The organism is Streptosporangium nanhuense (assembly GCF_059358815.1).
The window spans coordinates 272491-297480 of the sequence record NZ_JCADBG010000002.1; the positions used below are offsets into that span (position 1 = coordinate 272491).

A 24990-nucleotide genomic window follows, 5' to 3' on the forward strand; every position below is an offset into this window, starting at 1 on the left:
GGGGTGTCAGTACCAGATGGTGACCTGGGTGCCGGGCGGGACCGCCTGGCCGCCCGCCGGGATCTGGGCCAGGACCCTGCCCTTGCCCAGGGCGCGCTTCAGCTTCACCGTGACCCCCGCGGCGCGCAGCTCGTTCTGCGCCGCCCGGAAGTCCTTGAACACGATGTTCGGGATCACGATGACGTTCTCGCCGCCGTCACCGGGCGGGGGCTCGCCCTCGCGCTCCCAGGGCCAGCGCCACTCGCCGCCGCACTGCGACAGGGTGAGCCGGACAACCGCGCCCCGGTCGACCTCGGCCTTGGGCCGCGGGTCCTGGGCGATGACGGTGCACGGCTGGGCGGAGTCGGTCTGCTCGACGAACTCGGGGACGAACCCGGCCCCGCGCAGCACCGCGTCGGCCTGGTCGCGGGGCATGCCCCTGATGTCCGGCATGACCAGGCCCGCGCTCACGACCAGGTCGACCTTGCTGTTCTCCCTGACCGGGTTCCCCACGGCGGGGATGGTCCGCATCACCTGGTCGCGCGGCACGGTCTCGCTGGCCTGCCTCCTGACGTCGTCGACGCGCAGGGAGAACTTCGCCAGCTCGCTCCTGGCCTGCGGATCGGTCATGCCCACCACGTTGGGCACCGCCACCCGCTTGGGACCGGCCGAGGCGATGAGGACGAGCTTGCTCTGCGGCTCGACCTCGGTGCCCGCGCCGGGCTCGGTGCGCAGCACGATCCCCTTGGGAACCTTCTCGTCGTGCTCGGCCTTGCCCGTCTCGACCGTGAAGCCGCTCCGCCTGGCCTCGCCGGTGGCGGTCGTGACGTTCTTGCCCACCAGGGTGGCGGGCACCACGATGGAGGTGTTCTGCGAGAACAGCCAGCCGGTCACCCCCACCGCGATCACCATGACCACGGCCAGCCCGATCAGGAACCAGCGGGCCCCCGAGCTCCGGCGCGCCCTGGGGGCGGCCTCGTGGCGGTCGCCGGCCGGGCCGGTGAGCAGGTCGGCGCGGGGCTGGATCAGCGTGTGGTTGGCCGGGGCGGGAGGCGCGGGCGCCACCGGCTCGTGGCCCTGCGGCGGGCCGACGGGCAGGGACGGCACCGGGCCGCTCTCCCTGGGCAGCATCCGGTGCGCCTCGACGGCGGCGACCAGCAGCGCGGTGGCGTCCGCAGGACGGTGCGCGGGGTCGCGGGCCGTCGCCTTGGCCACCAGGGTGTCGAGCAGCGGGGAGGAGCCGGGCAGCAGCGCCGAGGGCACGGGCACCGTGTCGTGCACGTGCCGGTAGGCCACCGACATCGGGGTCTCGCCCTCGTACGGCTGGCGGCCGGTCAGCAGCTCGAACAGCATGATGCCGGACGCGTAGACGTCGCTGCGGGCGTCGGCGCCCCCCGAGGTCACCTGCTCGGGCGACATGTAGCCGATGGTGCCGATCATGACACCGGTGCGCGTCTGGTTGCTCGCCTCGATCGCGCGGGCCAGGCCGAAGTCGACGACCTTGACCCTGCCGTCGTCGGCGAGCAGCACGTTCTCCGGCTTGACGTCCCGGTGGATCAGGCCGGACTGGTGGGCGGCGCCCAGCGCGGCGAGGACGGGGATCATGACTTCCAGCGCCTCGCGGGCGGGCAGCCTGCCCCGGGCGCGGAGCACGTCGCGCAGGGTCCGCCCCGGCACGTACTCCATCGAGAGGTAGACGTTGTCCCCGTCCGTGCCCTGGTCGAACACGTGCACCACGTTGGGGTGCGACAGGCTGGCCACCGACTTGGCCTCGCCGATGAAGCGCCGTACGAAGGCGGGGTCCTCGGCGAGCGAGCGGTGCATCACCTTGACGGCGACCGTGCGGTCGAGCCGGACGTCCAGGGCCAGATAGACGGTCGCCATTCCGCCCCGGGCGATCCGGGACTCAACGCGGTAACGCCCGTCGAGGAGTTTCCCGACCAGGGGGTCCGTAAGCGTCGTGTCCACGAGGCCGAGTTTACGGGCGATTTGGCGCCGACAGGATCCCCGAATCCCAAACCGATGCCGAGACGTGGTGGTTTTCTATCGATGAACCGGGGGTGGGCTGTCGATCGCGGGGGAGGAGGCTTCCGCGTAGCGACGCCGGGGTATCCGCCCGGCCATACGCGCCGCCCGCCCGGCCGAGACGGCCGAGCGCATCGCCCGCGCCATCAGGTCCGGACGCTGCGCCCGGGTGACCGCCGTGGCCAGCAGGACCGCGTCGCAGCCCAGCTCCATGGCGAGCGCCGCGTCGCTGGCCGTGCCGATCCCGGCGTCCAGGATCACCGGCACGCTCGCGAACTCCACGATCAGCTCGATGTTGTGCGGGTTGCGGACGCCCAGCCCCGAGCCGATCGGCGCGCCCAGCGGCATCACCGCCGCGCAGCCCGCCTGCTCCAGCCTGCGCGCCAGCACCGGGTCGTCGCCGATGTAGGGCAGCACCGTGAACCCGTCGGCGACCAGCCGCTCCGCCGCGTCGAAGGTCTCGATGGGGTCGGGCAGCAGGGTGCGCTCGTCGGCGATGACCTCCAGCTTGACCCAGTTCGTCTCCAGCGCCTCCCTGGCGAGCCTGGCGGTCAGCACGGCCTCGCCCGAGGTGAAGCAGCCGGCGGTGTTCGGCAGCACCTTGATGTCGCGCCGGCGCAGCACGTCGAGCACCGAGCCCCGCGCGGCCGGGTCGAGCCGCCGCATCGCGACCGTGGTCAGCTCGGTCCCCGAGGCGGCGAGCGCCTGGTCGAGGATCTCCAGGGACGGCGCGCCCCCGGTACCCATGATGAGGCGGGAGGAGAACTTCTCCCCGCCGATGATCAGATCGTCCGCTGTATCCGCTGTGTCCGCCATGTCCGCCATCACCGGTCAACCTCCCTGAACCGCGGTGAGCACCTCGACGCGGTCGGCCTCCGCGAGCGCCGTCGACTCCCAGGCACCGCGCGAGACGACCTCGTCGTTCACCGCGACGGCCACCCCGCTCCGTACCCCGGTCAGCCGCTGTACGGCCTGCGCGACGGTCGCCCCCGGGGGCAGCTCGTGCGCGGCGCCGTTGATGGTCACGTTCATCGGTGCTCCTGCGGTGTGTACTCCGTGTGCCCGGTGTGCCCGGTGTGCCCGGTATGCCCTGTGCGTTCGGTGTGCCCCGTGTACTCCTGGAGGGCGCGCTCCCGGGAGTCGTGTGCCAGGGAGCGGTCTTGTCGGGGGCCGGGCTCCCGGAAGCGGAGCGGGGAGCAGAGCGCCGAGAGCGCCGGGAGCGCCGGGAGCGCCGGGAGCGCTGTGCCCGCCTCGCCCGCGCAGAGGTCGGCGGTGAGCGGCGCGAGCAGGACCCCGCCCCGGTGGTGCCCGGTGGCCAGATGGAGACCGGGCACCACCGTGGGGCCGATCAGCGGCAGGTTGTCCGGGGTGCCGGGACGAAGTCCCGCGGCCACCTCGGCCACCTCCAGCTCGGTAACCCCGGGCACGAGCTCGCGCGCGTCGCGCAGCAGCTCCCACAGCCCCCCGGCGGTGACGCGGGTGTCGAAGCCCATCTCCTCCTGGGTGGCGCCGAGGACCATCTCGCCGTCGCCGCGCGGCACCAGGTAGACGTGCGAGCCGTGGACGACCCCGCGCACGCACCGCCGAAGGATCGGCGCGGGGGAGCGCAGCCGCATGATCTGGCCCTTGACGGGCCGCACCGGGGGCAGCGCCTCCGGGGGCATCCCCTCCAGTGAGCCCGACCAGGCTCCGGCGGCGAGGATCACCAGGTCGGCGCCGACGGTCTCGCCGCCCGCCAGGCGTACCCCGGTGACCGTTCCCGAGGTCGTGAGCAGCCCGGCCACCCGGGCGCGCACCAGGGCGCCGCCCGCGCGCTCCAGGGCCGCCAGGAGTGCCGCGGTGACCTTTCTGGGGTCCACCCAGGCGTCGCCGCCCGCGAGCAGGCCGCCCCGGACGGCGGGGGCCAGCATGGGCTCCAGGCGGCGGCACTCGCGGCCGGTGAGCCGCTCGGCGGGCAGTCCCAGCCTGGAGACGAACGCGGCGAGGTCGTCCAGCGCCCCCAGGTCGTCGGAGCCGAAGGCGACGTCGAGCGTGCCGTCGGTGCGGTGGTCGAGATCGTGCCCGCTCGCGTCCGCCAGCTCGGCGGCGAAGGCGGGCCAGCGTTCCAGGGAGGCCAGGCCCAGCCGCAGCAGGGGCTCCTCGGTGTAGGTGACCTCGCTGACCGGGGCCAGCATGCCCGCCGCCGCGTGCGAGGCGCCGGAGCCCGGCGCGGGGTCGGCCACCGCCACCCTCAGCCCCCGCCGGGCGGCGCGCCACGCCACCGACAGGCCGATCACGCCGCCGCCGACGACGAGAAGATCGAAATGGTCCGCCATACGTGCTCCGCTCCCTTCGCCGGCATGACCCGGATCAGGTTCGTGGCGGTCGAGGGCTCGCTCGCGGACGTCTTCCGGACCTCGCTCGCCCGTGCCGTGCCGGATCGCGCCCCAGGGCGCGTCTCCTCGCACATCACCGGCTCGCAGGGTCCTTCCCCGCCCGCAGCCCTCCTCTCAGCCCGGTGCGTTCCGGGCTCCCGCGCGTCTTCACCCCCACCCTAAGGGTTCGGGCAACACACTTAGCGCGTCGGATGTGAGGTAAATCCCGTTTTCGTTATCAACGACCGTTGGTAGGAGTACGGGGTTCCCGCTTATGGTCGGGAAGTGTGAATCATGTCGTGGTGGTTGGCGCCGGCCTGGCCGGTGTGCGCAGCGTGGAGGCATTACGGGCCCGCGGGTTCGGCGGCAAGATCACTTTGATCGGGGAGGAGCGGCACCGGCCCTACGACCGCCCGCCCCTGTCCAAGGGGGTGCTGCTCGGCGAGACCGACTCCACGGTCGTCGACTCCGACCTCGACGCGCTTGAGGTCGACTTCCGCGCGGGCGTGTCCGCCAAGGGGCTCCACCCCGGCGTGGTCGAGACCACCGAGGGCGAGCTGGCCTACGACGGCCTGGTCGTCGCCACCGGCGCCAGCCCGATCAGGCTGCGCGGCGACGGCCCCCAGCACGTGGTGCGCACCATCGACGACGCGCTCCAGTTGCGTTCGCTGCTCGGCGCGAAGACCACGGTCGCCGTCGTCGGCGCGGGCTGGATCGGCGCCGAGGTGGCCACCGCCGCCCGCAGGGCGGGCTGCGCCGTGACCGTCGTCGAGGCCGCCGACACCCCGCTGGCCGCCGCGCTCGGCCAGGTCGGCGCGTACACCGCCCCCTGGTACGCCGAGGCGGGCGTCGATCTGCGCCTGGGCACGATGGTCGCCTCCGTCGACCACGGGGGGCTCACCCTGGCCGACGGCTCGGCGATCGAGGCAGACGTGGTCGTCACCGGCGTGGGCGTGCGGCCCGCGACCGAGTGGCTGGCCGGGTCCGGCATCAGGCTCGACAACGGCGTGGTCACCGACGAGCACCTGAGCACCTCGCTGCCCGGCGTGGTCGCGGTGGGCGACTGCGCGGCCTGGTGGTCGCGCCGCTACGGCATCCGCCTGCGCGTCGAGCACTGGGACACCGCCCTGGGCGCCCCGGACGTCGCGGCGGCCACCCTCGTCGGCGACGCCGCGATCTACGACCCGGTCCCCTACTTCTGGTCCGAGCAGTTCGGCCACATGGTCCAGTACGCCGGCCACCACGACGGCGCCCGCCTGATCCTGCGCGGCGACCCGTCGGCCGAGGGTAAGCCCAGGTGGGCGATCTGCTGGGTGACCGGCGACGACCGGCTCACCGCGGTGCTCTCCGTCAACCGCCCCCGCGATCTCGTCCAGGGGCGCCGCCTCATCGAGGGCGGCCAGCGCCTCGACGTCGATCGCCTCACCGACCCTGCGATAGCGTTGCGCGATTGTACGGTGGCGTAACCTCGCCGCCGGGTGTTTGGCGAAGGGCTCGATGTGGTAGTGGTGGATTCGTGACGCTTTCTGTTGCGCAGATCGACCGGGAAACCGACCAGCTGGTGGGCGAGTGGCTCACCCTGACCGAGGTGGCCAGAAGGCTCAACCTGAGCGCCGGTCGCGCCAAGCAACTTCTCAAGGACCGCAAGCTCATCGGAGTGCGCAGGGGCGGTGGTGAGCCACAGGTCCCCGCCGCGTTCCTCACCGAAGGAGACGTCGTCAAGGGCCTCCCCGGGACCCTCACGGTGCTCCTGGACGCCGGATACGACGACGTCGAATCCCTTCGCTGGCTTTTCACCCCCGACGACACGCTGCCGGGCTCGCCGGTCGACGCGATCGTGGCGGGTCGCCACACCGAGGTGAAGAGACGTGCCCAGGCCCTCGGTTTCTGACGCCCGCCTGTATCTCTGTACGGACGGACGTCGTGACCGGGGAGACCTCGCGGACTTCCTCGACGCCGCCCTCTCGGGCGGGGTCGACATCGTGCAACTGCGCGAGAAGGGTCTTGAGGCGCGCGAGGAGCTCGATCTCCTCGCCGTCTTCCGCGAGGCCTGCGACCGGCACGGCACCCTCCTGGCCGTGAACGACAGGGCCGACATCGCCTACGCGATCCGTCCCGACGTGCTCCACCTCGGCCAGGACGATCTGCCGGTGCCGGTCGTGCGCGACATGCTCGGCGACGACATCCTCATCGGGCGTTCCACTCACGCCCCCGAGGAGGCGTCCGCCGCGGCCGTCGAGCCCGGTGTCGACTACTTCTGCTGCGGCCCGATCTGGCCGACGCCCACCAAGCCCGGCAGGTTCGCCCCGGGCCCCGGCCTGCTCAGGCACGCCGCGGCCCTGGAGACCGACCGGCCCTGGTTCGGCATCGGCGGCATCGACCTCGCCAACCTGGACGAGGTCGTGTCGTACGGCGTGCGCCGGATCGTGGTCGTGCGGGCCATCACCGAGGCCGACGACCCCAAGGCGGCGGCCGAGGAGTTCAAGCGGAGGCTGGCCGCCCCCGCCTGAGGCCCTTCCACCCGGCGGAGGACCGTGCGTCCTCCCGCCGGGGGGCGGTCAGGTGTGCGTCAGGCGCGCGATCAGGTTCACCGCGATGAGGCCCGCCGTGATCAGGTCCGCCGTGAGGTGGCGGCCACCGCGAGGTCGGCCAGGGCCGCGCGGGCCTCGGGAAGGATCGGGGCGCCCTCCAGCGAGCCCAGGGCGTTCTCCAGGTACCCCTTGATCAGGTCCTCGCACGCCACGAGGGCCCCCGTCTCCTCGATGATCCGGCGCAGCCGGTCGACCCCGGCCTCGTCCAGGCCGGGGTCGCCCAGCGTGGTGCGCACCACCTGGGCCTGGGACTCCGAGGCCACGGCCAGCGTGCGGGCGATGAGCATGGTCCGCTTGCCCTCGCGGAGATCGTCGCCCGCGGGCTTGCCGGTCTCGTCCGGGTCGCCGAACACGCCGAGGATGTCGTCGCGCAGCTGGAAGGCGATGCCCACGGACTGCCCGTACTCCTCGCAGAGCCGGTCGATCCACGGCTCCCTGCCCCGGGCGGCCAGCACCAGGCCGAGCCGGAGCGGCTGTTCCACGGAGTACTTGCCGCTCTTGAAGAGGGCGACCCGCAGCGCGCTGTCGAAGGTGCCCTCGCCGTGCGCCTGCTCCAGCAGATCGAAGTACTGCCCGCACATCAGCTCGGTGCGCATGTCGTCGTGGACCTTCTGCGCCGCCGCCAGCGAGTCGGCGGGCAGGCCGCTGTTCCGCCACATCTCACCGGACCAGATGAGCATCAGGTTGCCCAGCAGGATGGCCGCCCCCTCGCCGAACTGCTCGGCCGAGCCGTGCCAGCCCGCCCGCCTGTGCAGCTCCTCGAACCTGCGGTGCGCCGAGGGCATGCCCCGGCGCAGGTCGCTGGCGTCCATCACGTCGTCGTGCACCAGGGCGCTGGCCTGGAGCAGCTCCAGCGATGCCGCGGCGGCGAAGAGCGCGGGATCGTCGTCCCCGCCCGCGCCACGCCAGCCCCAGTAGCAGAAGGCGGGTCGCAGCCTCTTGCCGCCCGAGAGGAAATCCTCGGCCGCCGACACGAGCGGGGCAAGCTCCGGAGCGCTGACCTGTGGGCGCTGCCGTTCGACGAACTGCCGAAGGGAGCGGTCCACCTCGGACCGGATCATGTCCAGCGCGGCTGCAGAAGTGATCATCGAATACCTCCAGTGTGGAGACCCTGGGCTTCAGCTCTGGGGGGAAAACGCGGCATGTCGCCGTACGTCACAGCAACCTGACCGGCGGTGATGACACATCGACCACCGTACGCATGATCGACAAGATCCTCTCCGCCGGCCCGGTGGGGAGGCGGCCGGTGGAGAGGTGGAACGCCTGTGGAGCCGATGTGGGGCACGACACCTCCGGGTTCCTTGCGACTGGCGACGAGGCAGGAAACCCAATCTATGAAAATTGGAATCCCCCGCCTTCGGTGGCGGGAGGAGGTCAGGTAATGAGATTAACGGTCCAAGAGGACATTTCGATCTAGAGGGGTGGTGTTTTGCGCACTAATTGTCACAAGGCCGTTCTGCGGGCCGTGGAGATGATCTGATCGGGCAGCCGGGCGGCCGGGGAAGTATCCTTGCCCCATGGCTCTGGGTCGCGCATCTGTCCTCCCCGATCGTGTCGCCACCGTCCGCGAGCTCCTCGCCGCCGGTGCCCGCTCGTTCTCCTTCGAGTTCTCCCCTCCGAAGACCGACGAGGGGGAGCGGCAGCTCTGGCGCGCCGTCCGCGAGCTGGAGTCGCTGCACCCCACCTTCGTGTCCGTCACCTACGGCGCGGGTGGCAGCACCCGCGACCGCACCGTCGACATCGTCGAGCGGCTCGCCCACGAGACCACGCTCACCCCGGTGGCCCACTTCACCGCCGTCAACCACTCCGTCCGCGAGCTGCGCCACCTGATCGGCCGCTTCGCGGGAGCGGGCGTGCGCAACATCCTCGCCGTGCGGGGCGACCCGCCCGGCGACGTGACGGGCGAGTGGGTGCGCCACCCCGAGGGCGTCCAGTACGCCGAGGAGCTCGTCCGGCTCATCCGCCAGTCCGGCGACTTCTGCGTGGGCGTGGCGGCCTTCCCGTACAAGCACCCCAGGTCGGCCTCGATCGAGTCCGACACCGAGTACTTCGTGCGCAAGTGCCGCGCGGGCGCCGACTACGCGATCACCCAGATGTTCTTCCGCGCGGAGGACTACCTGCGGCTGCGCGACCGGGTGGCGGCCAGCGGCTGTGACACGCCGATCATCCCCGGCATCATGCCCGTCACGCAGATGAGCACCATCGCCAGGTCCGAGCAGCTCTCCGGGGCGCCGTTCCCGCCGGAGGTGGCCGAGAGGTTCGCGGCCGTCGCCGACGACCCGGCCGCCGTGCGCAGCCTCGGCATCGAGCACGCCGCCGAGCTCTGCCAGACCCTGCTCGACGAGGGCGCGCCCGGCATCCACTTCATCACCTTCAACCGCTCCAGCGCGACCCGCGAGGTCTTCCAGGCCCTCGACCACACGTCGCAGCCCGCTCCGCTGTCCGTCTGACGCCGTCGTGCCCCCGGCGGGGGCACCCGGTGACCTTCTCCGGCAGGGCCCGGCCGCCGGGGCTCGTCGCGGACGTACGCGGTGCGCCCGGGAGACGGGCGTCCCGCCGGCGGGTGCCCGGAGTCGCCGGCCGGTGGCTCAGCCGCCCAGCGGCAGCGGGGTCCCGAGGATCGCGTAGCGCTCGTGCCCGCCGGGGAAGACGAACTGCGTGAGCAGGTCCACGAAGCCGATGCTCCGATAGAGGTGCCGGGCCGCGGTGGGCCGGTCGCGGGTCGACAGCACGGCGGTGCGCTCCAGGCGGCCCGCGCACATACCCGTGATCATCGCCCGGCCGATGCCCTTCCCCTGGTAGTCGGGGTGGACGTGGATCTCGGCGAGCTCCAGCGCGTTGCCCAGCCAGCCGCGGGCGCTGCCCTCGCCGTGCCTCTCCACGAGGGCCCGCCTGACCACGTCGTGCCACCACTGGCCGGGAACCCCGTGGAAGCCGTAGGCGATGCCCACCGGCGTGCCGTCGGCGAGCTCGGCGAACAGGCAGGTGAAGGCGGGATGGGTGGCGTGGTTTCCCATGATGAGCCTGCGCCCGGCGATCTGGTCGGCGGGCGGGTTCATCGCGTCGGTGTAGACGCGGAGGACCGCGTCCAGCCGGAGCGTGAACTCGTCGGGGCCGATCCGTCGCAGTCCGATCACGCGTCGCACCCTAGCAGGGCGGACGTGGCGCGGGTCGGCGCGAGGGGCGGGAGTGGTGCCCGGTGCCCGCCCCGGGGTTTCCCGGCCGCTCCCGCCCGCCGCCGGACCCGCCCGCGAGGAGCCTGACCCGCCCGCGAGGAGCCTGACCCGCCCGCGAGGAGCCTGACCGGCCCCTCGCGGCTCATGCGACGGCGTGCGGCCCCCGGCACCGTGCCATGGCCACGGCGTCTCGCGGCCGGGGTCCTTACGGATGCGGGGCCTCGCGAGCGTCCCGTGGTCGCGGGCCCCGTGCGTACGGCATCTGGGGGTGCGGCGTCTCGCGGTCGAGCGGCTCGTGCGCGGGGCGTCCCGGGGAGTCCCGGGCGTCTCGGGAGTGCGGCGCTCAGGCGTCCCGGGGAGCGGTCATTCGACCTCGACGGGGTCGCCGCCGGTGATCCGGACGAGCTCCTCGAAGGAGGTCGGGAAGACGGTGTGCGGATGGCCGGCGGCGGCCCAGACGACCTCGTGCTTGCCCAGCCAGGTGTCGACCAGGGTCCTGACCGGCGCGGGGTGGCCGATCGGGGCGACGCCGCCGATGACCTGGCCGGTGGCCGCCCGTACGAAGGCGGGGTCGGCGCGCTTCACCTTCGCCACGCCCGCCGTCCTGGCGATCAGGTCGGTGTCGACCCGGTGGGCCCCGCTGGTCAGCACCAGGAGCGGCTCGCCGTCGGCGTCGAATATCAGGCTGTTGGCGATGGCGCCGACCTCGCAGCCGAGCTGCGCGGCCGCGGTGGCGGCGGTCGGGGTGGCCTCCGCGAAGATGACGATCTCGCCGGGAACGTCGTGCTCGCGCAGGACGGCGGCGACCTTCTCGATGTTCGGATGCAACTTTTCTGGCACGCGGCCACTCTAAACAGATTGACCGTTGATTGCCGCTTTATAACCGGCGTCCTGCACGGGGAAGCCGTGCGCTATGGTCCCTTGACCCGATCCATAGTGATATGAGGAGTTGATTGAAAGTGGGGGTTGGACAGCGGCGGGGAGTGGCCGCGCTGATGACGGCGGGGGCCGTACTCCTCTCTTCCGCGGGCGTCACCCTTTCCGCGGGCGCCGCCGCGGCCCAGACCTCGGCCTCCCCGGCCGTCACGGCCGTCACGGCTGTCACGGCGACGGGGGCGAGCCCGTTCGCCGCCCCGGGCAAGACGCTCAAGCTCGGCGCGAAGGGCGCCGCGGTGAAGGTGCTCCAGACCCGGCTGGCCGAGCTCGGCTACGCCCCGGGCAGGATCGACGGCCGCTACGGCGGGGCGACCCTCGCGGCGGTCTGGGCCTTCCAGAAGGTCAACGGCGTCACCCCGACCAGCACCGTGGCGCGCAGGACCTGGAACGCTCTGGAGGCCCCGCTGGCGCCGAAGGTGCTCGTTCCCAACGGGAAGCCGACCCGGGTGGAGGTCAACCTCGCCAAGCAGGTGATGGTCCTCTACGTCGGCGGTGCGGTGAAGCTGATCAGCCACACCTCCTCGGGCAGCGGGATCTCCTACTGCGAGACGGCCACCTGGGAGGGCAGGTCCCAGCGGTTCTGCGGCGACGCCCGCACGCCGACGGGCGACTACAAGACCACCTGGCGCAGGGACGGCTGGCACAAGTCCTACCTGGGCCAGCTCTACAACCCGATCTTCTTCAACGGGGGCATCGCCTTCCACGGCGCGCTCTCCGTGCCGCTGGCGCCCGCCTCCCACGGTTGCGTACGGCTGCCGATGCACGTGGCGGAGGTCCTTCCCGGCCTGCTCGGCGCGGGAGTCCCGGTGCACGTCCGGGGCAGGTTCGTCCGTTAGGGCGGTGGAACCGGCGACGCGGCGGGACTGAGCCCGCCGGTCGTGAACCGGGCCCCGGGAGGCGGTGATCTCCCGGGGCCTTTCGTGTTGACTCATGTGCCGATCTCTCCGGGCCTCACGCGCCCTCACGCGCCCTCACGCGCCCTCGCGTCCTCACGTGTCGGCCTTCCGATGGCCCTTCGCACGCTCCCGTGCCGATCTCCCGGGGCTTCGTGTGTCCTTACGCGCCTTCTCCCGGGGCCTCGTATGTCCTCACGCCTCGATCTCCCGGTGCTCCTTCGTGCGCTCACGCGCCGATCTCCCGTGGGGTCTTCCGCGCGCTCACACGTCGATCTTCCGACGGCCTTTCGCGCGCTCACACACCCGAAGATCGAACTTTTGTTCGCCGTTTTACTTGACAGTATTAGTGATCGAATTTATGTTCGATGTGATGACACGGGGCTCGCGGCTCGTGTCCAAGGGCGGCCGATCAGGTTCACGTCGTCGGCGGAGACGATCGGGCCAGGTCAGGACGGGCGGGGAGAGGGGAAGCTCCTCGTCCGGCCGTCCGGTGGATTTGTCGGTGGGGTCTGCGAGTGTGATACCGCCGGTGAAAACGCCGGAGCCGCTTGCGACCAAGGAGGCTGAAGCACTATGACCCCTCGGCTCAGCGATTCCGGTGGGCCCCGGTTGTCCCCCACGGTGCGGGCGCACCTCACAGACGCGCGCGACTGCCTCGAAGAGGCCGCCGCCGCCCGGACCTCCGCCGCGCGTTACGTCGCGGCCCACCTCGCCGCGCTCAGGGCGGCCGCTGCCGTCCTGGCGGCCCGTCCCCGTCCCATGCAGGGCCGCAGGCGCAGGCTGCGCAGCGCCTGGGAGCTGCTGCCCGAGGCCGAGCCCCGCCTGGCCGAGTGGGCACCCTACTTCGAGACGAGCGCGGCCAAGCGGGCCGCCGCCGAGGCGGGCCTGACCCGCACGGTGTCCTCGCGCGACGCGGAGGAGCTCCTCTCCGAGGCGGAGCGTTTCGTCACCACCGTCGAGAAACTGCTCGGCGTGCCGAGCCAGCCCATGCTCCCCGGCCAAGTCCCTCTAGCCGGTTAGAGCCGGAGCGGCCTCCCGTTCGGGGTCGCCGCCCGGGCTCACCGGCGCCGTCCCCGTACGTCCCGGTGCCACCGGTCCTCCCGGTCAGGCACGGGACGTACGGGGACGTTTTTCGCGTCGCCCGCCCCCAGGCCATTCGTCCCCGGGCCGCCCGTTCATGCGCGGCTCGTCCCCACGCCGGCCGTTCCCGTGCGGGCCGCTCTCACGCCGCCGTGGAGTTCTGGCGGGCGGCGCGGTGGCGCAGGAGGAGCATGGCGGCGTCGTCGCCCAGCGGCCTGCCCACGTGGCCGAGCAGGTCGGCGCGGAGGGCGTCCAGCGAGCCCTGGGGGTCGTCGCCGTCCAGCAGGTGCGCCCGCTCCAGCAGCGGGTAGAACTCGCCCTCCCCGTCGCGCGCCTCGATGACCCCGTCGGTGTAGAAGAGGACCTGGTCGCCCGGCTCGAACGGGATGTGGTGCGGCTGCGGCTCGCTGGCCTTGAGGGCGCTCATGCCCAGCGGGAGCGCCTCGTCCGGCGGGTCGGCGAACCAGATCCCGCCCTCGGCGTCGAGGACCATGGGCGCCGGGTGGCCGCAGTTGATGACGGTGATGGTGGAACCGCCGCTGATCTCGGCCAGCACGGCGGTCACGAACTGCTCGCCGGACAGCTCGCGGGTCAGGGCGTTCTCCAGGCGCGCCACGACGCCCTGGAGCGTTCTCTCGTCGTGGGCCGCCTCCCGGAAGGCCCCGAGCACCACGGCGGCCGTCTCCACGGCCTCCAGGCCCTTGCCCTGGACGTCTCCCACGATGATCCGCACCCCGTGCGGGGTGGTGACGACCTCGTACAGGTCGCCGCCGATCCTGGCCTCGGCCGTGGCGGAGGTGTACGAGACGGCCACGCCGATGCCCGGTCCCGCGCGGCGGGGCACCGGGCGCAGCAGCACCCGCTGGGCGGCCTCGGCCACCGAGCGCACGTCGGCGAGCTGCTGCTCGTGGCGCAGCCGCCCGGCGCTGGCCAGCACGCTGGCCACGGTGACGCCGAGGATGGCGAGGAGGGTGATGTCGGTGCGGGGCATCCAGAGGATGTCGTTGTAGAGGCCGAGGGCGAAGCACAGCACCAGGGCGACGACGCCGACCACCGTGGTACGGGCCAGGCCGCACGCCACGCTGGCGAAGGCCGGGCCGAGGGCGAGCAGCGGCAGGAGGCCGGCCGTGGGGCCCGAGCCGAAGTCGATCAGGGCGACCACGGCCATGACGACGAACGGCAGGAGTTTCAGGGCGTCCTGGGTCTTGGTGGTGCCGATCGAGGTCAGCAACCGCAGGAAGGCGCGAGTCTTGGTCGATCCCAGGGACGCCATGACGGCGCCGAGGCGGTTCTTCCGGCTTGATCGAGAGTGATCGAGCCGATCATCTCCCGAAGCCATGACCACCACATCTCGCTAAACGCATGTTTGCCTTTTCCTACCACAATGGCGGTGGCCAGGGGCGGGACGAAGAGCACGTTCTGCTGAGAGTCGGGAATCTCTGCGGGGTGGGCACGCCGGTTCCGGCGCACCCACGACCGGTCAGGGGTCGTCAGAAGGACTCGACGGCTCGGCGAGCCTCCGGGTCCAGGACGCCCCAGCTGATGAGCTCCTCGGTGAGCTCGCTGGGGGACTTGTCGTAGATCACGGCGAGGGAGCGCAGGTCCTCCTGGCGGATGGACAGCACCTTGCCGTTGTAGTCGCCACGCTGGCTCTGGATGGTGGCCGCGTAACGGGCGAGCGCGCCCGCCTTCTCCTTGGGGAGCTGGGCGAGACGCTCAAGGTCGATCACAAGCTTCGGTGTCGGGCCCAGGGGGCTGGGAGCGGCACCTCCCGGCAGCAACTCCGAGACCGGCACCCCGTAGAAATCAGCCAGTTCGGCAAGCTTCTGCACGGTGACGGCACGGTCGCCACGCTCGTAGGAGCCGACGACGACCGCCTTCCAGCGCCCGCGGGACTTCTCTTCGACTCCGTGCAGGGACAGGCCCTGCTGGGTGCGGATGGCGCGGAGTCGTGCACCCAGCGACTTGGCGTACTCAGACGGCATGGTGTGGCCCCCCGGCTCTGTTATGTGGTGCTCTCAACTTGATTGTGCTACCTCGCAACTTATGCCCCGTTCACCGGGTTGGCGCCCGGGGTAGGCACCTTCGGTGACCGATGCGTCGGGGTTCGCCCGATAACGCCACGAGGTGTGGTTACGGACAGTGACGGTAAAGCTGTGGGCGCCTAAGGTCAAGCTGATTGGAAAAAAGATGTCGAATCCGGTCCGGTGGGATCCGCCTCAAACGCCGCACTTGTCCTACCCCACGTCGCGAAACCTCAGGTTTTTCCGGCACTTCCGCGGGATTTCCGCCTCTTATCCGGGATCCGAGGGGACGTCGTTCCCGGCCCCCGCGACAGGCGTATGATCTTGAAAGGCGCGGCGGCGAGCGATACCCGGCGCGACGGTCTCGTATGGCCGCGAGCGTGCCCGCGCGCCGGTTCGAGCCGCCCGCCGGGCCCCGGTCACCGAGCGCCCCGGCCGAGGCGCGAGTGGCGGTGGCCGTGGAGGAAGCAGGCGAGCAGGCCGGCCGCCGTCCAGATCCCGAAGGCCGGCCAGGTGACGCCGGCCAGGCCGAGGATCACGAGGACGCCGGTGCCGAGGGTGACGCCGGCGCCGAGCAGGGGCAGCTGCCACAGGGTCATGGTCCTGCGCAACTCGCCGCCCTCGCCGTGGCCGCCCTCGGCGACGATCTGCTCGGCGGGCTTGGTACGGAGCAGGCGGCGAGTCAGGGAGGCCATCCGTTCCTCCCCCTCCACCGGGCCTGTGCGGTGACGGTCCGCCCCAGCGGGGGAGGGGCGTCGTGCTTCCCCGCCGGGTTCCGGCTTCCGGTCGAGGGTCCGCCCCGCGGGAGGAGGGCGTCGCGTTTCCCCGCCGGGTTCCGGCTCCCGGTCGAGGGTCCGCCCCGCGGGAGGAGGGGCGTCAGACGCCGTCGCGTTCGAGCGGGCAGCTCATGCAGCGCGGGCCGCCCCGGCCGCGGCCGAGCTCGCTGCCCCGGATCGTGATGACCTCGATCCCGTTCTCGCGCAGGTGGTTGTTGGTGGTGGTGTTGCGCTCGTAGGCCACCACCACGCCGGGACGCAGGGCCAGCACGTTGCAGCCGTCGTCCCACTGCTCCCGCTCGGAGGCGTACACGTCCTGCTTCGCGCTGAGGACCTTGATGTCGTCCAGCCCGATCGCCCGCGCGATGGCCCGGTGCATGTCCTCCGGGGGATGGTCGGTGATCTTGAGTTCCTTCTCGTTGTCGCCGGGCTCGACCGTGTAGGAGGGCAGCATGCCCAGCCCCGCGAACTTGGTGAAGACGCCGACGTCGACGTTGGTCATGACCGTGTCCAGGTGCATGAAGGCCCGCGCCTTCGGCAGGTCCAGCGCGACGATCTTCGTCGCCGCCCCTCGCTTGAACAGGCTGCGCGCGAGCATCTCGACCGCCTGGGGCTGGGTGCGCTCGCTGATCCCGACCAGCACCGCGCCCCGGCCGATGACGAGCACGTCGCCGCCCTCCATGGTGGCGGGAGCCGCGGGGATGCCGGGCATCCAGACGTTGTAGCCGCCCTCGCCGGGCCGGTCGTAGCCGGGCGCGAAGGCCGGGTGGTAGCGGTAGATCGCCTCCATGTTGACGGTCTCGCGGCGGCGGGCCTTCTTCCGCATCGCGTTGATCGAGACGCCGTCGTAGATCCAGCAGGAGGTGTCGCGGGTGAACAGGTGGTTGGGCAGCGGGGGCAGGACGAAGTCGTCCGGTTTGAGCGTGTGGAAGGCGAGGCTCTTGGGGTCGGTGCCCATCTCCACCATCTCGCGCTTGGTGATGCCGCCGGTGAGATAGCGCTGGAGCACGACGGAGTCCATCGAGTCCAGCGCGTTGCGGATGGCGTCGACGGCCATCGGGCCGAAGTAGCGCTCGTCGGCGACGCCGTCCAGGATGTGCTTGCGCGCCTCGGGGATCTCGACCGTCTCGCGGAGCAGGTCGGAGAGCATGTAGACGGTGACGCCCTGGTCGACCAGGAGCCTCTGCCACTCCTCGTGCTCCTCCACGGCGCGCTGCACCCACAGCACGTCGTCGAAGAGGAAGTCGTCCTTGTTCGACGGCGTGAGCCGTTTGAGGGCGAGTTCCGGCCTGTGCAGCAGGACCTGGCGGAGCCGGCCGACCTCGGAGTCGACGTGAAAGGCCATTTCTCTTCCTTCGCGGCTGGTACGGCTGGTGCGTCCGGTGACGGGCGCCTCCGGCGGCGGGACCGGCGACGAGGCCGCCGGACCGGCCGCGCCCGGGGCGTGATCGTCACGCTTCGCCTTGGTACGGATGTAAAGCGCATACCCGAAAGAACCAAGGGGAAGTCAGCGAAGATCGTGATATTTATCCTCTTTTGAGAAGATCGCCGGGCGGATCTTCGGCGTTCGCGGGGCGGACCCCTGTTCGGGCGAGTTTTCACCCGGCTGGTACCGTGAGGGCGTTGACTTCCTTTAAGACCCGTCCCGTGAGGCGGGAAAGGTGGTGTTTCTCCTTGGCCGAGGCCATTTCGCGTTCGCTCCCGCATGCGCCGGGCAACGCGCACGCCGTGCTGGAGGGGCCCGACATCAACAGGGCCCTCATCCGCATCTCCCACGAGATCCTCGAACGCACCAAGGGCGGCGAGAACGTCCTCCTCCTGGGCATCCCCACCCGCGGCGTCCACCTGGCCCGCCGCCTGGCCGCCCACATCAAGCAGTTCGAGGACCGCACGGTGCCCGTCGGCTCCCTCGACGTCACCATGTACCGCGACGACCTCCGGCTGCGCCCCGCCCGCGCGCTGGGCCGCACCGAGCTGCCCGCCGAGGGCATCGACGGCAGGGTGGTCGTCCTCGTCGACGACGTCCTCTACTCGGGCCGCACCGTCCGCGCCGCCCTCGACGCCCTCAACGACCTGGGCCGCCCGCAGGCCGTGCAGCTCGCCACCCTGGTCGACCGGGGGCACCGCGAGCTGCCCATCCGCCCCGACTACGTGGGCAAGAACCTGCCGACCTCCAAGTCCGAGAGCGTGAAGGTCTACCTGGAGGAGAACGACGGCCGTGACGCGGTCCTGCTGCTGAAGGAGGACGACCGATGAAGCGGCACCTGATCTCCGCGGCCGACCTGACCCGCGACGACGCCCTGCTCATCCTGGACACCGCCGACGAGCTGGCGAAGATCTCGGAACGTTCCATCAAGAAGCTGCCCACCCTGCGGGGCCGCACGGTGGTGAACCTCTTCTTCGAGGACTCCACCCGGACCAGGATCTCCTTCGAGGCCGCCGCCAAGCGCCTGTCGGCCGACGTCATCAACTTCTCCGCCAAGGGCTCCAGCGTCTCCAAGGGCGAGTCGCTCAAGGACACCGCGCTCACCCTCGAGGCGATGGGCGCCGACGCCGTCGTGATCCGCCACGGCGCCTCGGGCGCGCCGCACCGGCTGGCCGGCTGGGTGCGCGGCAGCGTCGTCAACGCCGGCGACGGCACCCACGAGCACCCCACCCAGGCCCTGCTCGACGCCTTCACCATGCGCCGCCGCCTGGGCCCGCTGGACGGCAGGAAGATCACCATCGTCGGCGACGTGCTGCACAGCCGGGTGGCCCGCTCCAACGTGCTGCTGCTGGCCACGCTCGGCGCCGAGGTGACCCTGGTCGCCCCGCCGACCCTGTTCCCGGTCCAGGTGGGCTCCTGGCCGTGCGAGGTCTCGTACGACCTCGACGCGGTGCTGCCCAAGTCCGACGTGGTGATGATGCTGCGCGTGCAGCGCGAGCGCATGAACGCGGCGTTCTTCCCCACCGAGCGGGAGTACAGCCGCCGCTACGGGCTCGACCGCGACCGCGTCGCCAAGATGCCCGACCACGCCATCGTGATGCACCCCGGCCCGATGAACCGGGGCATGGAGATCGCGGCCGAGGTGGCCGACTCGCCGCGCTCGACGATCGTCGAGCAGGTCGCCAACGGTGTGACCGCACGCATGGCCGTCCTTTATCTGCTGCTCGGCGGCGCCGACCTCGGGGGAGAGATCTGATGAACGACCGCATCGGGGCCACGCGTGACGGCATCGTCATCAGGGGCGCCAGGATCCTCGGCGGCGAGCCGGCCGACATCCTGATCCGCGACGGCCTGCTGGTGGAGATCGGCCGGGGGCTGACCGGCGGCGAGACCGTCGAGGCCGAGGGCCTGATCGCCCTGCCCGGCCTGGTCGACCTGCACACCCACCTGCGCGAGCCGGGCCGCGAGGACGCCGAGACCGTCGACACCGGCACCCGCGCCGCCGCGCTCGGCGGTTACACCGCCGTGCACGCCATGGCCAACACCGAGCCGGTCGCCGACACCGCGGGCGTCGTCGAGCAGGTCTGGCGCCTGGGCCAGGAGGCGGGCCACTGCGACGTGCAGCCCGTCGGCGCCGTCACCGTCGGCCTGGGCGGCGAGCGCCTCGCCGAGCTCGGCGCGATGGCCGACTCCGCCGCGCGGGTCCGGGTCTTCTCCGACGACGGAAAGTGCGTCTCCGACGCGGTGCTGATGCGCCGCGCCCTGGAGTACGTCAAGGCGTTCGACGGCGTCGTCGCCCAGCACGCCCAGGAGCCGCGCCTGACCGCGGGCGCGCAGATGAACGAGGGCGCGGTCTCCGGCAGGCTGGGCCTGACCGGGTGGCCCGCGGTCGCCGAGGAGGCGATCATCGCCCGCGACTGCCTGCTCGCCGCCCACGTCGGCTCGCGCCTGCACATCTGCCACGTCTCCACGGCCGGTTCCGTGGAGATCATCCGCTGGGCCAAGTCCAAGGGCTGGGACGTCACCGCCGAGGTGACCCCGCACCACCTGCTGCTCACCGACGACCTGGTCGAGGACTCCCCGGTCGGCTCCTACAACCCGATCTACAAGGTGAACCCGCCGCTGCGCACCCGCGCGGACGTCGAGGCGCTGCGCGAGGCCCTGGCCGACGGCACGATCGACTGCGTGGCCACCGACCACGCCCCGCACCCGGTCGAGGACAAGGAGACCGAGTGGGCCGCCGCGGCCATGGGCATGATCGGCCTGGAGACGGCGCTGGCCGTGGTCCAGGAGGCGATGGTGGACACGGGGCTGCTCGACTGGGCCGGTGTCGCCGAGCGGATGTCCGTCGCCCCGGCCAGGATCGGCAGGCTCCAGGGACACGGGCGGCCGATCGAGGCCGGGGCCCCGGCCAACATCACCCTCTACGACCCGTCGGTGCGTGCCGAGGTCGACCCGGCGGGCTACGCTTCCAAGAGCCGGAACACGCCCTACGAGGGCCTGACGCTGCCCGGCCGCGTCGTGGCGACCTTCCTGCGCGGCAGGCCGACCGTCCTGGACGGAAAGCTCACGTGAGGGCTCCCGTCCGCCGCCCCCGGGCGACCGCCGCGACCCCTGCGGCCCCCGGGACCCCCTCGGGACGCGGAGGTGTCCCGCTCGCCGGGGGGACGGCGACCCAATATGCCGGATATTTCATACTTTGCGGAGCTGTAACCGAGATTGATCGGGGTGTGTGAGTGACCGCAGTGCTAGTGCTGGAAGACGGCCGCGTCTTCCGCGGGACCCCCTACGGCGCCGAGGGCGAGACCTTCGGCGAGATGGTCTTCAACACCGGGATGACCGGCTACCAGGAGACGCTGACCGACCCGTCGTACCACCGCCAGATCGTCGCGATGACCGCGCCCCACATCGGGAACACCGGGGTCAACGACGAGGATCCGGAGTCGTCGCGGGTGTGGGTGGCCGGATACGTGGTCCGCGAGCCCGCCAGGACGGCCTCCAGCTGGCGCTCCAACCGTTCCCTGGACGACTACCTCAGGGAGCAGGGCGTCGTCGGCATCGCCATCACCGGCACCCGCGCCCTCACCCGCCACCTGCGGGAGCGGGGGGCGATGCGGGCCGGGGTGTTCTCCGGCAAGGCCCTGGCGCCGGTCGAGGAGCTGCTGGAGCGGGTGCTGGACAGCCCCGCGATGGAGGGCGCCGACCTGGCCGGGGCGGTCTCCACCCCCAAGCCGTACGTCGTGCCCGCGATCGGTCCCAAGCGGTTCACCGTGGCCGCCGTCGACCTCGGCATCAAGGCGATGACGCCGCACCGGATGGCCGAGCGCGGCTGCGAGGTGCACGTGCTGCCCGCCTCCGTCACCGCCGAGGAGATCCTCGCGCTCGGTCCCGACGGGGTGTTCTTCTCCAACGGCCCGGGCGACCCGGCCACCGCCGACGGCCCGGTCGAGGCGCTTCGCGGCGTCCTCGACGCCGGCGTGCCGTTCTTCGGCATCTGCTTCGGCAACCAGCTCTTCGGCCGGGCGCTGGGGCTGGGCACCTACAAGCTGCGCTACGGCCACCGGGGTGTCAACCAGCCGGTGCAGCACCGGGGCACCGGCAAGGTGGAGATCTCCGCGCACAACCACGGCTTCGCCGTGCGGGCGCCGCTGGAGGGCGCGTTCGACACGCCGTACGGGCGGGCGGAGGTCAGCCACGTCAACCTCAACGACGACTGCGTCGAGGGGCTGCGGCTGCTGGAGCGCCCGGCGTTCAGCGTCCAGTACCACCCCGAGGCCGCGGCGGGCCCGCACGACTCGGCCGGCCTGTTCGACGACTTCTGCGCGTTGATGGCGGGCGAGCGGGGAACGGTCGGTGGAGTGAGCGCTAACACCAGCGCGAGCGCGAGTACGAGTACGGAGGGAAGCAAGGGTGCCTAAGCGCACGGACATCCAGTCGATCATGGTGATCGGCTCAGGGCCGATCGTGATCGGCCAGGCCTGCGAGTTCGACTACTCGGGCACCCAGGCCTGCCGCGTGCTGCGCGCCGAGGGCTTCCGCGTGATCCTCGTCAACAGCAACCCGGCGACGATCATGACCGACCCCGAGTTCGCCGACGCCACCTACGTCGAGCCCATCACCCCCGACATCGTCGAGAAGATCATCGCCAAGGAGCGGCCCGACGCGCTGCTGCCCACCCTGGGCGGGCAGACCGCGCTCAACACCGCGATCTCCCTGTACGAGGCCGGGGTCCTGGAGCGCTACGACGTCGAGCTGATCGGCGCCGACGTCGACGCCATCCAGGCGGGCGAGAACCGCGAGCTGTTCAAGGGCATCGTGGCCAAGGTCGCCGCCGAGCGCGGCCTCAACGCCGAGTCGGCCCGCTCGTTCGTCTGCCACACCATGGACGAGTGCCTGGCCGCCGCCGGCGAGCTGGGCTACCCGCTGGTGGTGCGGCCCTCCTTCACCATGGGCGGGGTCGGCTCGGGCTTCGCGCACGACGAGGAGGGGCTGCGCCGCATCGCCGGCGCGGGCCTCGACGCCTCGCCGACCACCGAGGTGCTCCTGGAGGAGTCCATTATCGGCTGGAAGGAGTACGAGCTGGAGGTCATGCGCGACCGGGCCGACAACGTGGTGATCGTCTGCTCGATCGAGAACATCGACCCGATGGGCGTGCACACCGGCGACAGCGTCACCGTGGCCCCCGCCCTGACGCTGACCGACCGCGAGTACCAGAACATGCGCGACGTGGCCATCGCGGTCATCCGCGAGGTCGGCGTCGACACCGGCGGCTGCAACATCCAGTTCGCCGTCGACCCGCGCACCGGCCGCATGGTCGTCATCGAGATGAACCCCCGCGTCTCGCGCTCCTCGGCGCTCGCGTCCAAGGCCACCGGCTTCCCGATCGCGAAGATCGCCGCCAAGCTGGCCATCGGCTACACCCTGGACGAGATCCCCAACGACATCACCAAGGAGACCCCGGCGTCCTTCGAGCCCTCGCTCGACTACATCGTGGTCAAGGTGCCGAGGTTCGCGTTCGAGAAGTTCGCCGGGGCCGACCAGACCCTCACCACCCACATGAAGTCGGTGGGCGAGGCCATGGCGATCGGCAGGTCCTTCCCCGAGGCCCTGCAGAAGGCGCTGCGCTCGCTGGAGAAGAAGGGCGCCTCCTTCACCTGGGCCGGGGAGCCGGGCGACAAGGACGAGCTCCTGGCCGCCTGCCGGGTCCCGCACGACGGGCGCCTGTTCACCATGCAGCAGGCCGTCCGCGCCGGGGCCACGCTCGCGGAGCTGTCGGAGGCGACCTCCGTCGACCCCTGGTTCCTCGACCAGCTCATCGAGATCGACGAGGTGGCCGCCGAGCTGCGCGACGCGCCGCAGCTGACCGCCGAGGTGCTGACCCGGGTCAAGCGGTTCGGCTTCAGCGACGCGCAGATCGCCGAGCTGCGCGGCATGACCGAGCCGCGGGTGCGCGACCTGCGCCACGCGCTCGGCGTCCGCCCGGTCTACAACACCGTCGACACCTGCGCCGCCGAGTTCGCCGCCCAGACCCCCTACCTGTACTCCACCTACGACGAGGAGACCGAGGTCCCCTACGGGGAGCGTCCCAAGGTCCTCATCCTCGGCTCGGGGCCCAACAGGATCGGCCAGGGCATCGAGTTCGACTACGCGTGCGTGCACGCCTCCTTCGAGCTGTCGGCCGCCGGCTACGAGACCGTCATGGTCAACTGCAACCCCGAGACGGTCTCCACCGACTACGACACCTCCGACCGCCTCTACTTCGAGCCGCTCACCCTGGAGGACGTCCTGGAGGTCGTCCACGCCGAGCAGCAGACCGGTCCCGTGGTGGGCGTCATCGTCCAGCTCGGCGGCCAGACCCCGCTCGGCCTGGCCCAGTCGCTCAAGGACGCGGGCGTCCCGATCGTCGGCACCTCGCCCGAGTCGATCCACCTCGCCGAGGAGCGCGGCGCGTTCGGCAGGGTCCTCGCCGAGGCGGGCCTGCCCGCGCCCAAGCACGGTGTCGCGGTGACGGAGGACGAGGCGCTGGCCATCGCCGCCGAGATCGGCTACCCGGTGCTGGTGCGCCCCTCCTACGTGCTGGGCGGCGCCGGCATGGCCATCGTCTACGACGACGACACCCTGGCCGCCTACATGGCCAAGGCGGGCGCGGCCAGCGACCACCCGGTGCTGGTGGACAAGTTCCTCGACGAGGCCGTGGAGATCGACGTCGACGCCCTGTTCGACGGCGAGGAGCTCTACCTCGGCGGCGTGATGGAGCACATCGAGGAGGCCGGCATCCACTCCGGCGACTCGGCGTGCTCGCTGCCGCCGATGACGCTGGGCGGCCACGACATCAAGCGCATCCGCGCCGCCACCGAGGCCATCGCCAGGGGGGTGGGCGTGCGCGGCCTGCTCAACGTGCAGTACGCCATGTCGGCCAACATCCTGTACGTGCTGGAGGCCAACCCCCGCGCCAGCCGGACGATCCCGTTCGTCTCCAAGGCCACGGCGGTGCCGCTGGCCAAGGCGGCGGCCCGGGTGATGATGGGCGCCACGGTGGCGGACCTGCGCGCCGAGGGCCTGCTGCCCGCGACCGGCGACGGCGGCACCATGCCGCTGGACGCGCCCATCGCGGTCAAGGAGGCCGTGCTGCCCTTCAACCGCTTCCGCGGCGTGGACATCGTGCTCAGCCCCGAGATGCGCTCTACCGGCGAGGTCATGGGGATCGACGAGTTCTTCGGCACCGCCTACGCCAAGTCGCAGGCCGCCGCCTACGGCTCGCTGCCCACCAAGGGCCGGGCGTTCGTCTCGGTGGCCAACCGCGACAAACGCGCGATGATCTTCCCGGTGAAGGCCCTCGCCGACCTCGGGTTCGAGATCCTCGCCACCGAGGGCACCGCCGAAGTACTGCGCCGCAACGGCGTCCATGCCAAGATCGTGCGCAAGCACAGCGAGGGGACCGGCCCCGAGGGCGAGCAGACCATCGTCCGGCGCATCCTGGACGGGGAGGTGGACCTCATCGTCAACACCCCCTTCGGCAGCCCCGGCCAGGCGGGGCCGCGCCTGGACGGCTACGAGATCCGCACCGCCGCCGTGCTGCGCGCCATCCCCTGCATCACCACCGTCCAGGGACTCGCCGCGGCCGTACAGGGCATCCAGGCGATCGTCCGCGGCGACATCGGCGTACGGTCCCTCCAGGAGCACGCGAAGCGTTTGCGGAGCGGCTGAGGAGCGGGGCCGGTGCCTTA

At 71.7% G+C, this 24990-nt stretch carries 22 protein-coding genes; 11 read left to right on the forward strand and 11 right to left on the reverse strand.

Translation table 11 applies throughout. The features are described from left to right. Nucleotides 1-6: 6 nt before the first annotated feature. From pknB to thiO, 4 genes are all read right to left on the reverse strand, one after another. Nucleotides 7-1947, reverse strand: a complete 1941-nt coding sequence (pknB, locus tag AC5L38_RS06120; protein WP_495241766.1) for a Stk1 family PASTA domain-containing Ser/Thr kinase — start codon at nt 1945-1947, stop codon at nt 7-9. 75 nt (nt 1948-2022) lie between these two features. Next, nucleotides 2023-2829, reverse strand: a complete 807-nt coding sequence (locus AC5L38_RS06125; protein ID WP_495241767.1) for a thiazole synthase — start codon at nt 2827-2829, stop codon at nt 2023-2025. A 6-nt stretch (nt 2830-2835) separates the two neighbouring features. Further along, nucleotides 2836-3036 (reverse strand): sulfur carrier protein ThiS, encoded by a 201-nt coding sequence (gene thiS / locus AC5L38_RS06130; protein ID WP_344745009.1) that lies wholly within the window; start codon nt 3034-3036, stop codon nt 2836-2838. Next, a complete protein-coding gene (thiO, locus tag AC5L38_RS06135) occupies nt 3033-4319 on the reverse strand; it encodes a glycine oxidase ThiO (protein ID WP_495241768.1) in 1287 nt (428 codons plus the stop codon). The genes thiS and thiO overlap by 4 nt, the downstream gene beginning before the upstream one ends. A 326-nt stretch (nt 4320-4645) precedes the next feature. Here thiO and AC5L38_RS06140 point away from each other — a divergent pair, with 326 nt between their 5' ends. The 3 genes from AC5L38_RS06140 to thiE are packed head-to-tail and all read left to right on the forward strand — an operon-like array spanning nt 4646 to nt 6868. Further along, complete coding sequence (locus AC5L38_RS06140; protein WP_495241769.1) at nt 4646-5824, forward strand: NAD(P)/FAD-dependent oxidoreductase; 1179 nt, start codon at nt 4646-4648, stop codon at nt 5822-5824. Between the two features lie 50 nt (nt 5825-5874). Further along, a complete protein-coding gene (locus AC5L38_RS06145) occupies nt 5875-6249 on the forward strand; it encodes an Rv2175c family DNA-binding protein (protein WP_495241770.1) in 375 nt (124 codons plus the stop codon). Next, nucleotides 6227-6868, forward strand: a complete 642-nt coding sequence (thiE, locus tag AC5L38_RS06150; RefSeq protein ID WP_495241771.1) for a thiamine phosphate synthase — start codon at nt 6227-6229, stop codon at nt 6866-6868. Before AC5L38_RS06145 ends, thiE begins: the two co-directional genes overlap by 23 nt. A 101-nt stretch (nt 6869-6969) precedes the next feature. Here the strand turns inward: thiE and AC5L38_RS06155 are convergent, their stop codons facing one another. Then, the gene (locus tag AC5L38_RS06155) at nt 6970-8037 is read right to left on the reverse strand and encodes a polyprenyl synthetase family protein (protein ID WP_495241772.1); all 1068 of its coding nucleotides are present in this window, start codon (nt 8035-8037) and stop codon (nt 6970-6972) included. Nucleotides 8038-8466: 429 nt separating this feature from the next. Here AC5L38_RS06155 and metF point away from each other — a divergent pair, with 429 nt between their 5' ends. Continuing rightward, the gene (gene metF, locus AC5L38_RS06160; protein WP_495241773.1) at nt 8467-9399 is read left to right on the forward strand and encodes a methylenetetrahydrofolate reductase [NAD(P)H]; all 933 of its coding nucleotides are present in this window, start codon (nt 8467-8469) and stop codon (nt 9397-9399) included. 138 nt (nt 9400-9537) lie between these two features. Here metF and AC5L38_RS06165 read toward each other — a convergent pair whose 3' ends face one another. Further along, complete coding sequence (locus AC5L38_RS06165) at nt 9538-10086, reverse strand: GNAT family N-acetyltransferase (RefSeq protein ID WP_495241774.1); 549 nt, start codon at nt 10084-10086, stop codon at nt 9538-9540. A gap of 402 nt (nt 10087-10488) precedes the next feature. Then, nucleotides 10489-10965, reverse strand: a complete 477-nt coding sequence (locus AC5L38_RS06170) for a YbaK/EbsC family protein (RefSeq protein WP_495241775.1) — start codon at nt 10963-10965, stop codon at nt 10489-10491. A gap of 119 nt (nt 10966-11084) precedes the next feature. Between AC5L38_RS06170 and AC5L38_RS06175 the strand changes: the two genes are divergently transcribed. Further along, on the forward strand, nt 11085-11897 hold the full coding sequence (locus AC5L38_RS06175; RefSeq protein ID WP_495241776.1) for a L,D-transpeptidase family protein: 813 nt from the start codon (nt 11085-11087) through the stop codon (nt 11895-11897). Between the two features lie 633 nt (nt 11898-12530). Then, entirely contained in the window at nt 12531-12977 is a 447-nt protein-coding gene (locus AC5L38_RS06180) for an SAV_6107 family HEPN domain-containing protein (protein ID WP_495241777.1), read from the forward strand. 202 nt (nt 12978-13179) lie between these two features. On the opposite strand, the gene AC5L38_RS06185 is transcribed toward AC5L38_RS06180, so the two are convergent. The 4 genes from AC5L38_RS06185 to AC5L38_RS06200 form a co-directional block, all read right to left on the reverse strand. Next, nucleotides 13180-14310 (reverse strand): PP2C family protein-serine/threonine phosphatase, encoded by a 1131-nt coding sequence (locus AC5L38_RS06185; protein ID WP_495241778.1) that lies wholly within the window; start codon nt 14308-14310, stop codon nt 13180-13182. A gap of 217 nt (nt 14311-14527) precedes the next feature. Then, a complete protein-coding gene (gene bldD, locus AC5L38_RS06190; protein ID WP_329424589.1) occupies nt 14528-15022 on the reverse strand; it encodes a transcriptional regulator BldD in 495 nt (164 codons plus the stop codon). 458 nt (nt 15023-15480) lie between these two features. Next, entirely contained in the window at nt 15481-15756 is a 276-nt protein-coding gene (locus AC5L38_RS06195) for a hypothetical protein (protein WP_495241779.1), read from the reverse strand. 181 nt (nt 15757-15937) lie between these two features. Beyond that, on the reverse strand, nt 15938-17182 hold the full coding sequence (locus AC5L38_RS06200; protein WP_495241780.1) for an arginine deiminase: 1245 nt from the start codon (nt 17180-17182) through the stop codon (nt 15938-15940). Between the two features lie 329 nt (nt 17183-17511). On the opposite strand from AC5L38_RS06200, the gene pyrR reads away from it, so the two are divergent. The 5 genes from pyrR (at nt 17512) to carB (ending at nt 24970) form a co-directional block, all read left to right on the forward strand. Further along, nucleotides 17512-18093, forward strand: coding sequence for a bifunctional pyr operon transcriptional regulator/uracil phosphoribosyltransferase PyrR (gene pyrR / locus AC5L38_RS06205; protein WP_495241781.1), 582 nt, complete (start codon nt 17512-17514; stop codon nt 18091-18093). Next, nucleotides 18090-19019 (forward strand): aspartate carbamoyltransferase catalytic subunit, encoded by a 930-nt coding sequence (locus tag AC5L38_RS06210; protein WP_495241782.1) that lies wholly within the window; start codon nt 18090-18092, stop codon nt 19017-19019. Before pyrR ends, AC5L38_RS06210 begins: the two co-directional genes overlap by 4 nt. Continuing rightward, nucleotides 19019-20338: a dihydroorotase gene (locus tag AC5L38_RS06215; protein WP_495241783.1), complete on the forward strand. Its 1320-nt coding sequence runs from the start codon at nt 19019-19021 to the stop codon at nt 20336-20338. Before AC5L38_RS06210 ends, AC5L38_RS06215 begins: the two co-directional genes overlap by 1 nt. A gap of 161 nt (nt 20339-20499) precedes the next feature. Next, nucleotides 20500-21681: a glutamine-hydrolyzing carbamoyl-phosphate synthase small subunit gene (gene carA / locus AC5L38_RS06220; protein WP_495241784.1), complete on the forward strand. Its 1182-nt coding sequence runs from the start codon at nt 20500-20502 to the stop codon at nt 21679-21681. Further along, nucleotides 21674-24970: a carbamoyl-phosphate synthase large subunit gene (carB, locus tag AC5L38_RS06225; protein ID WP_495241785.1), complete on the forward strand. Its 3297-nt coding sequence runs from the start codon at nt 21674-21676 to the stop codon at nt 24968-24970. The genes carA and carB overlap by 8 nt, the downstream gene beginning before the upstream one ends. Nucleotides 24971-24990: the final 20 nt, after the last annotated feature.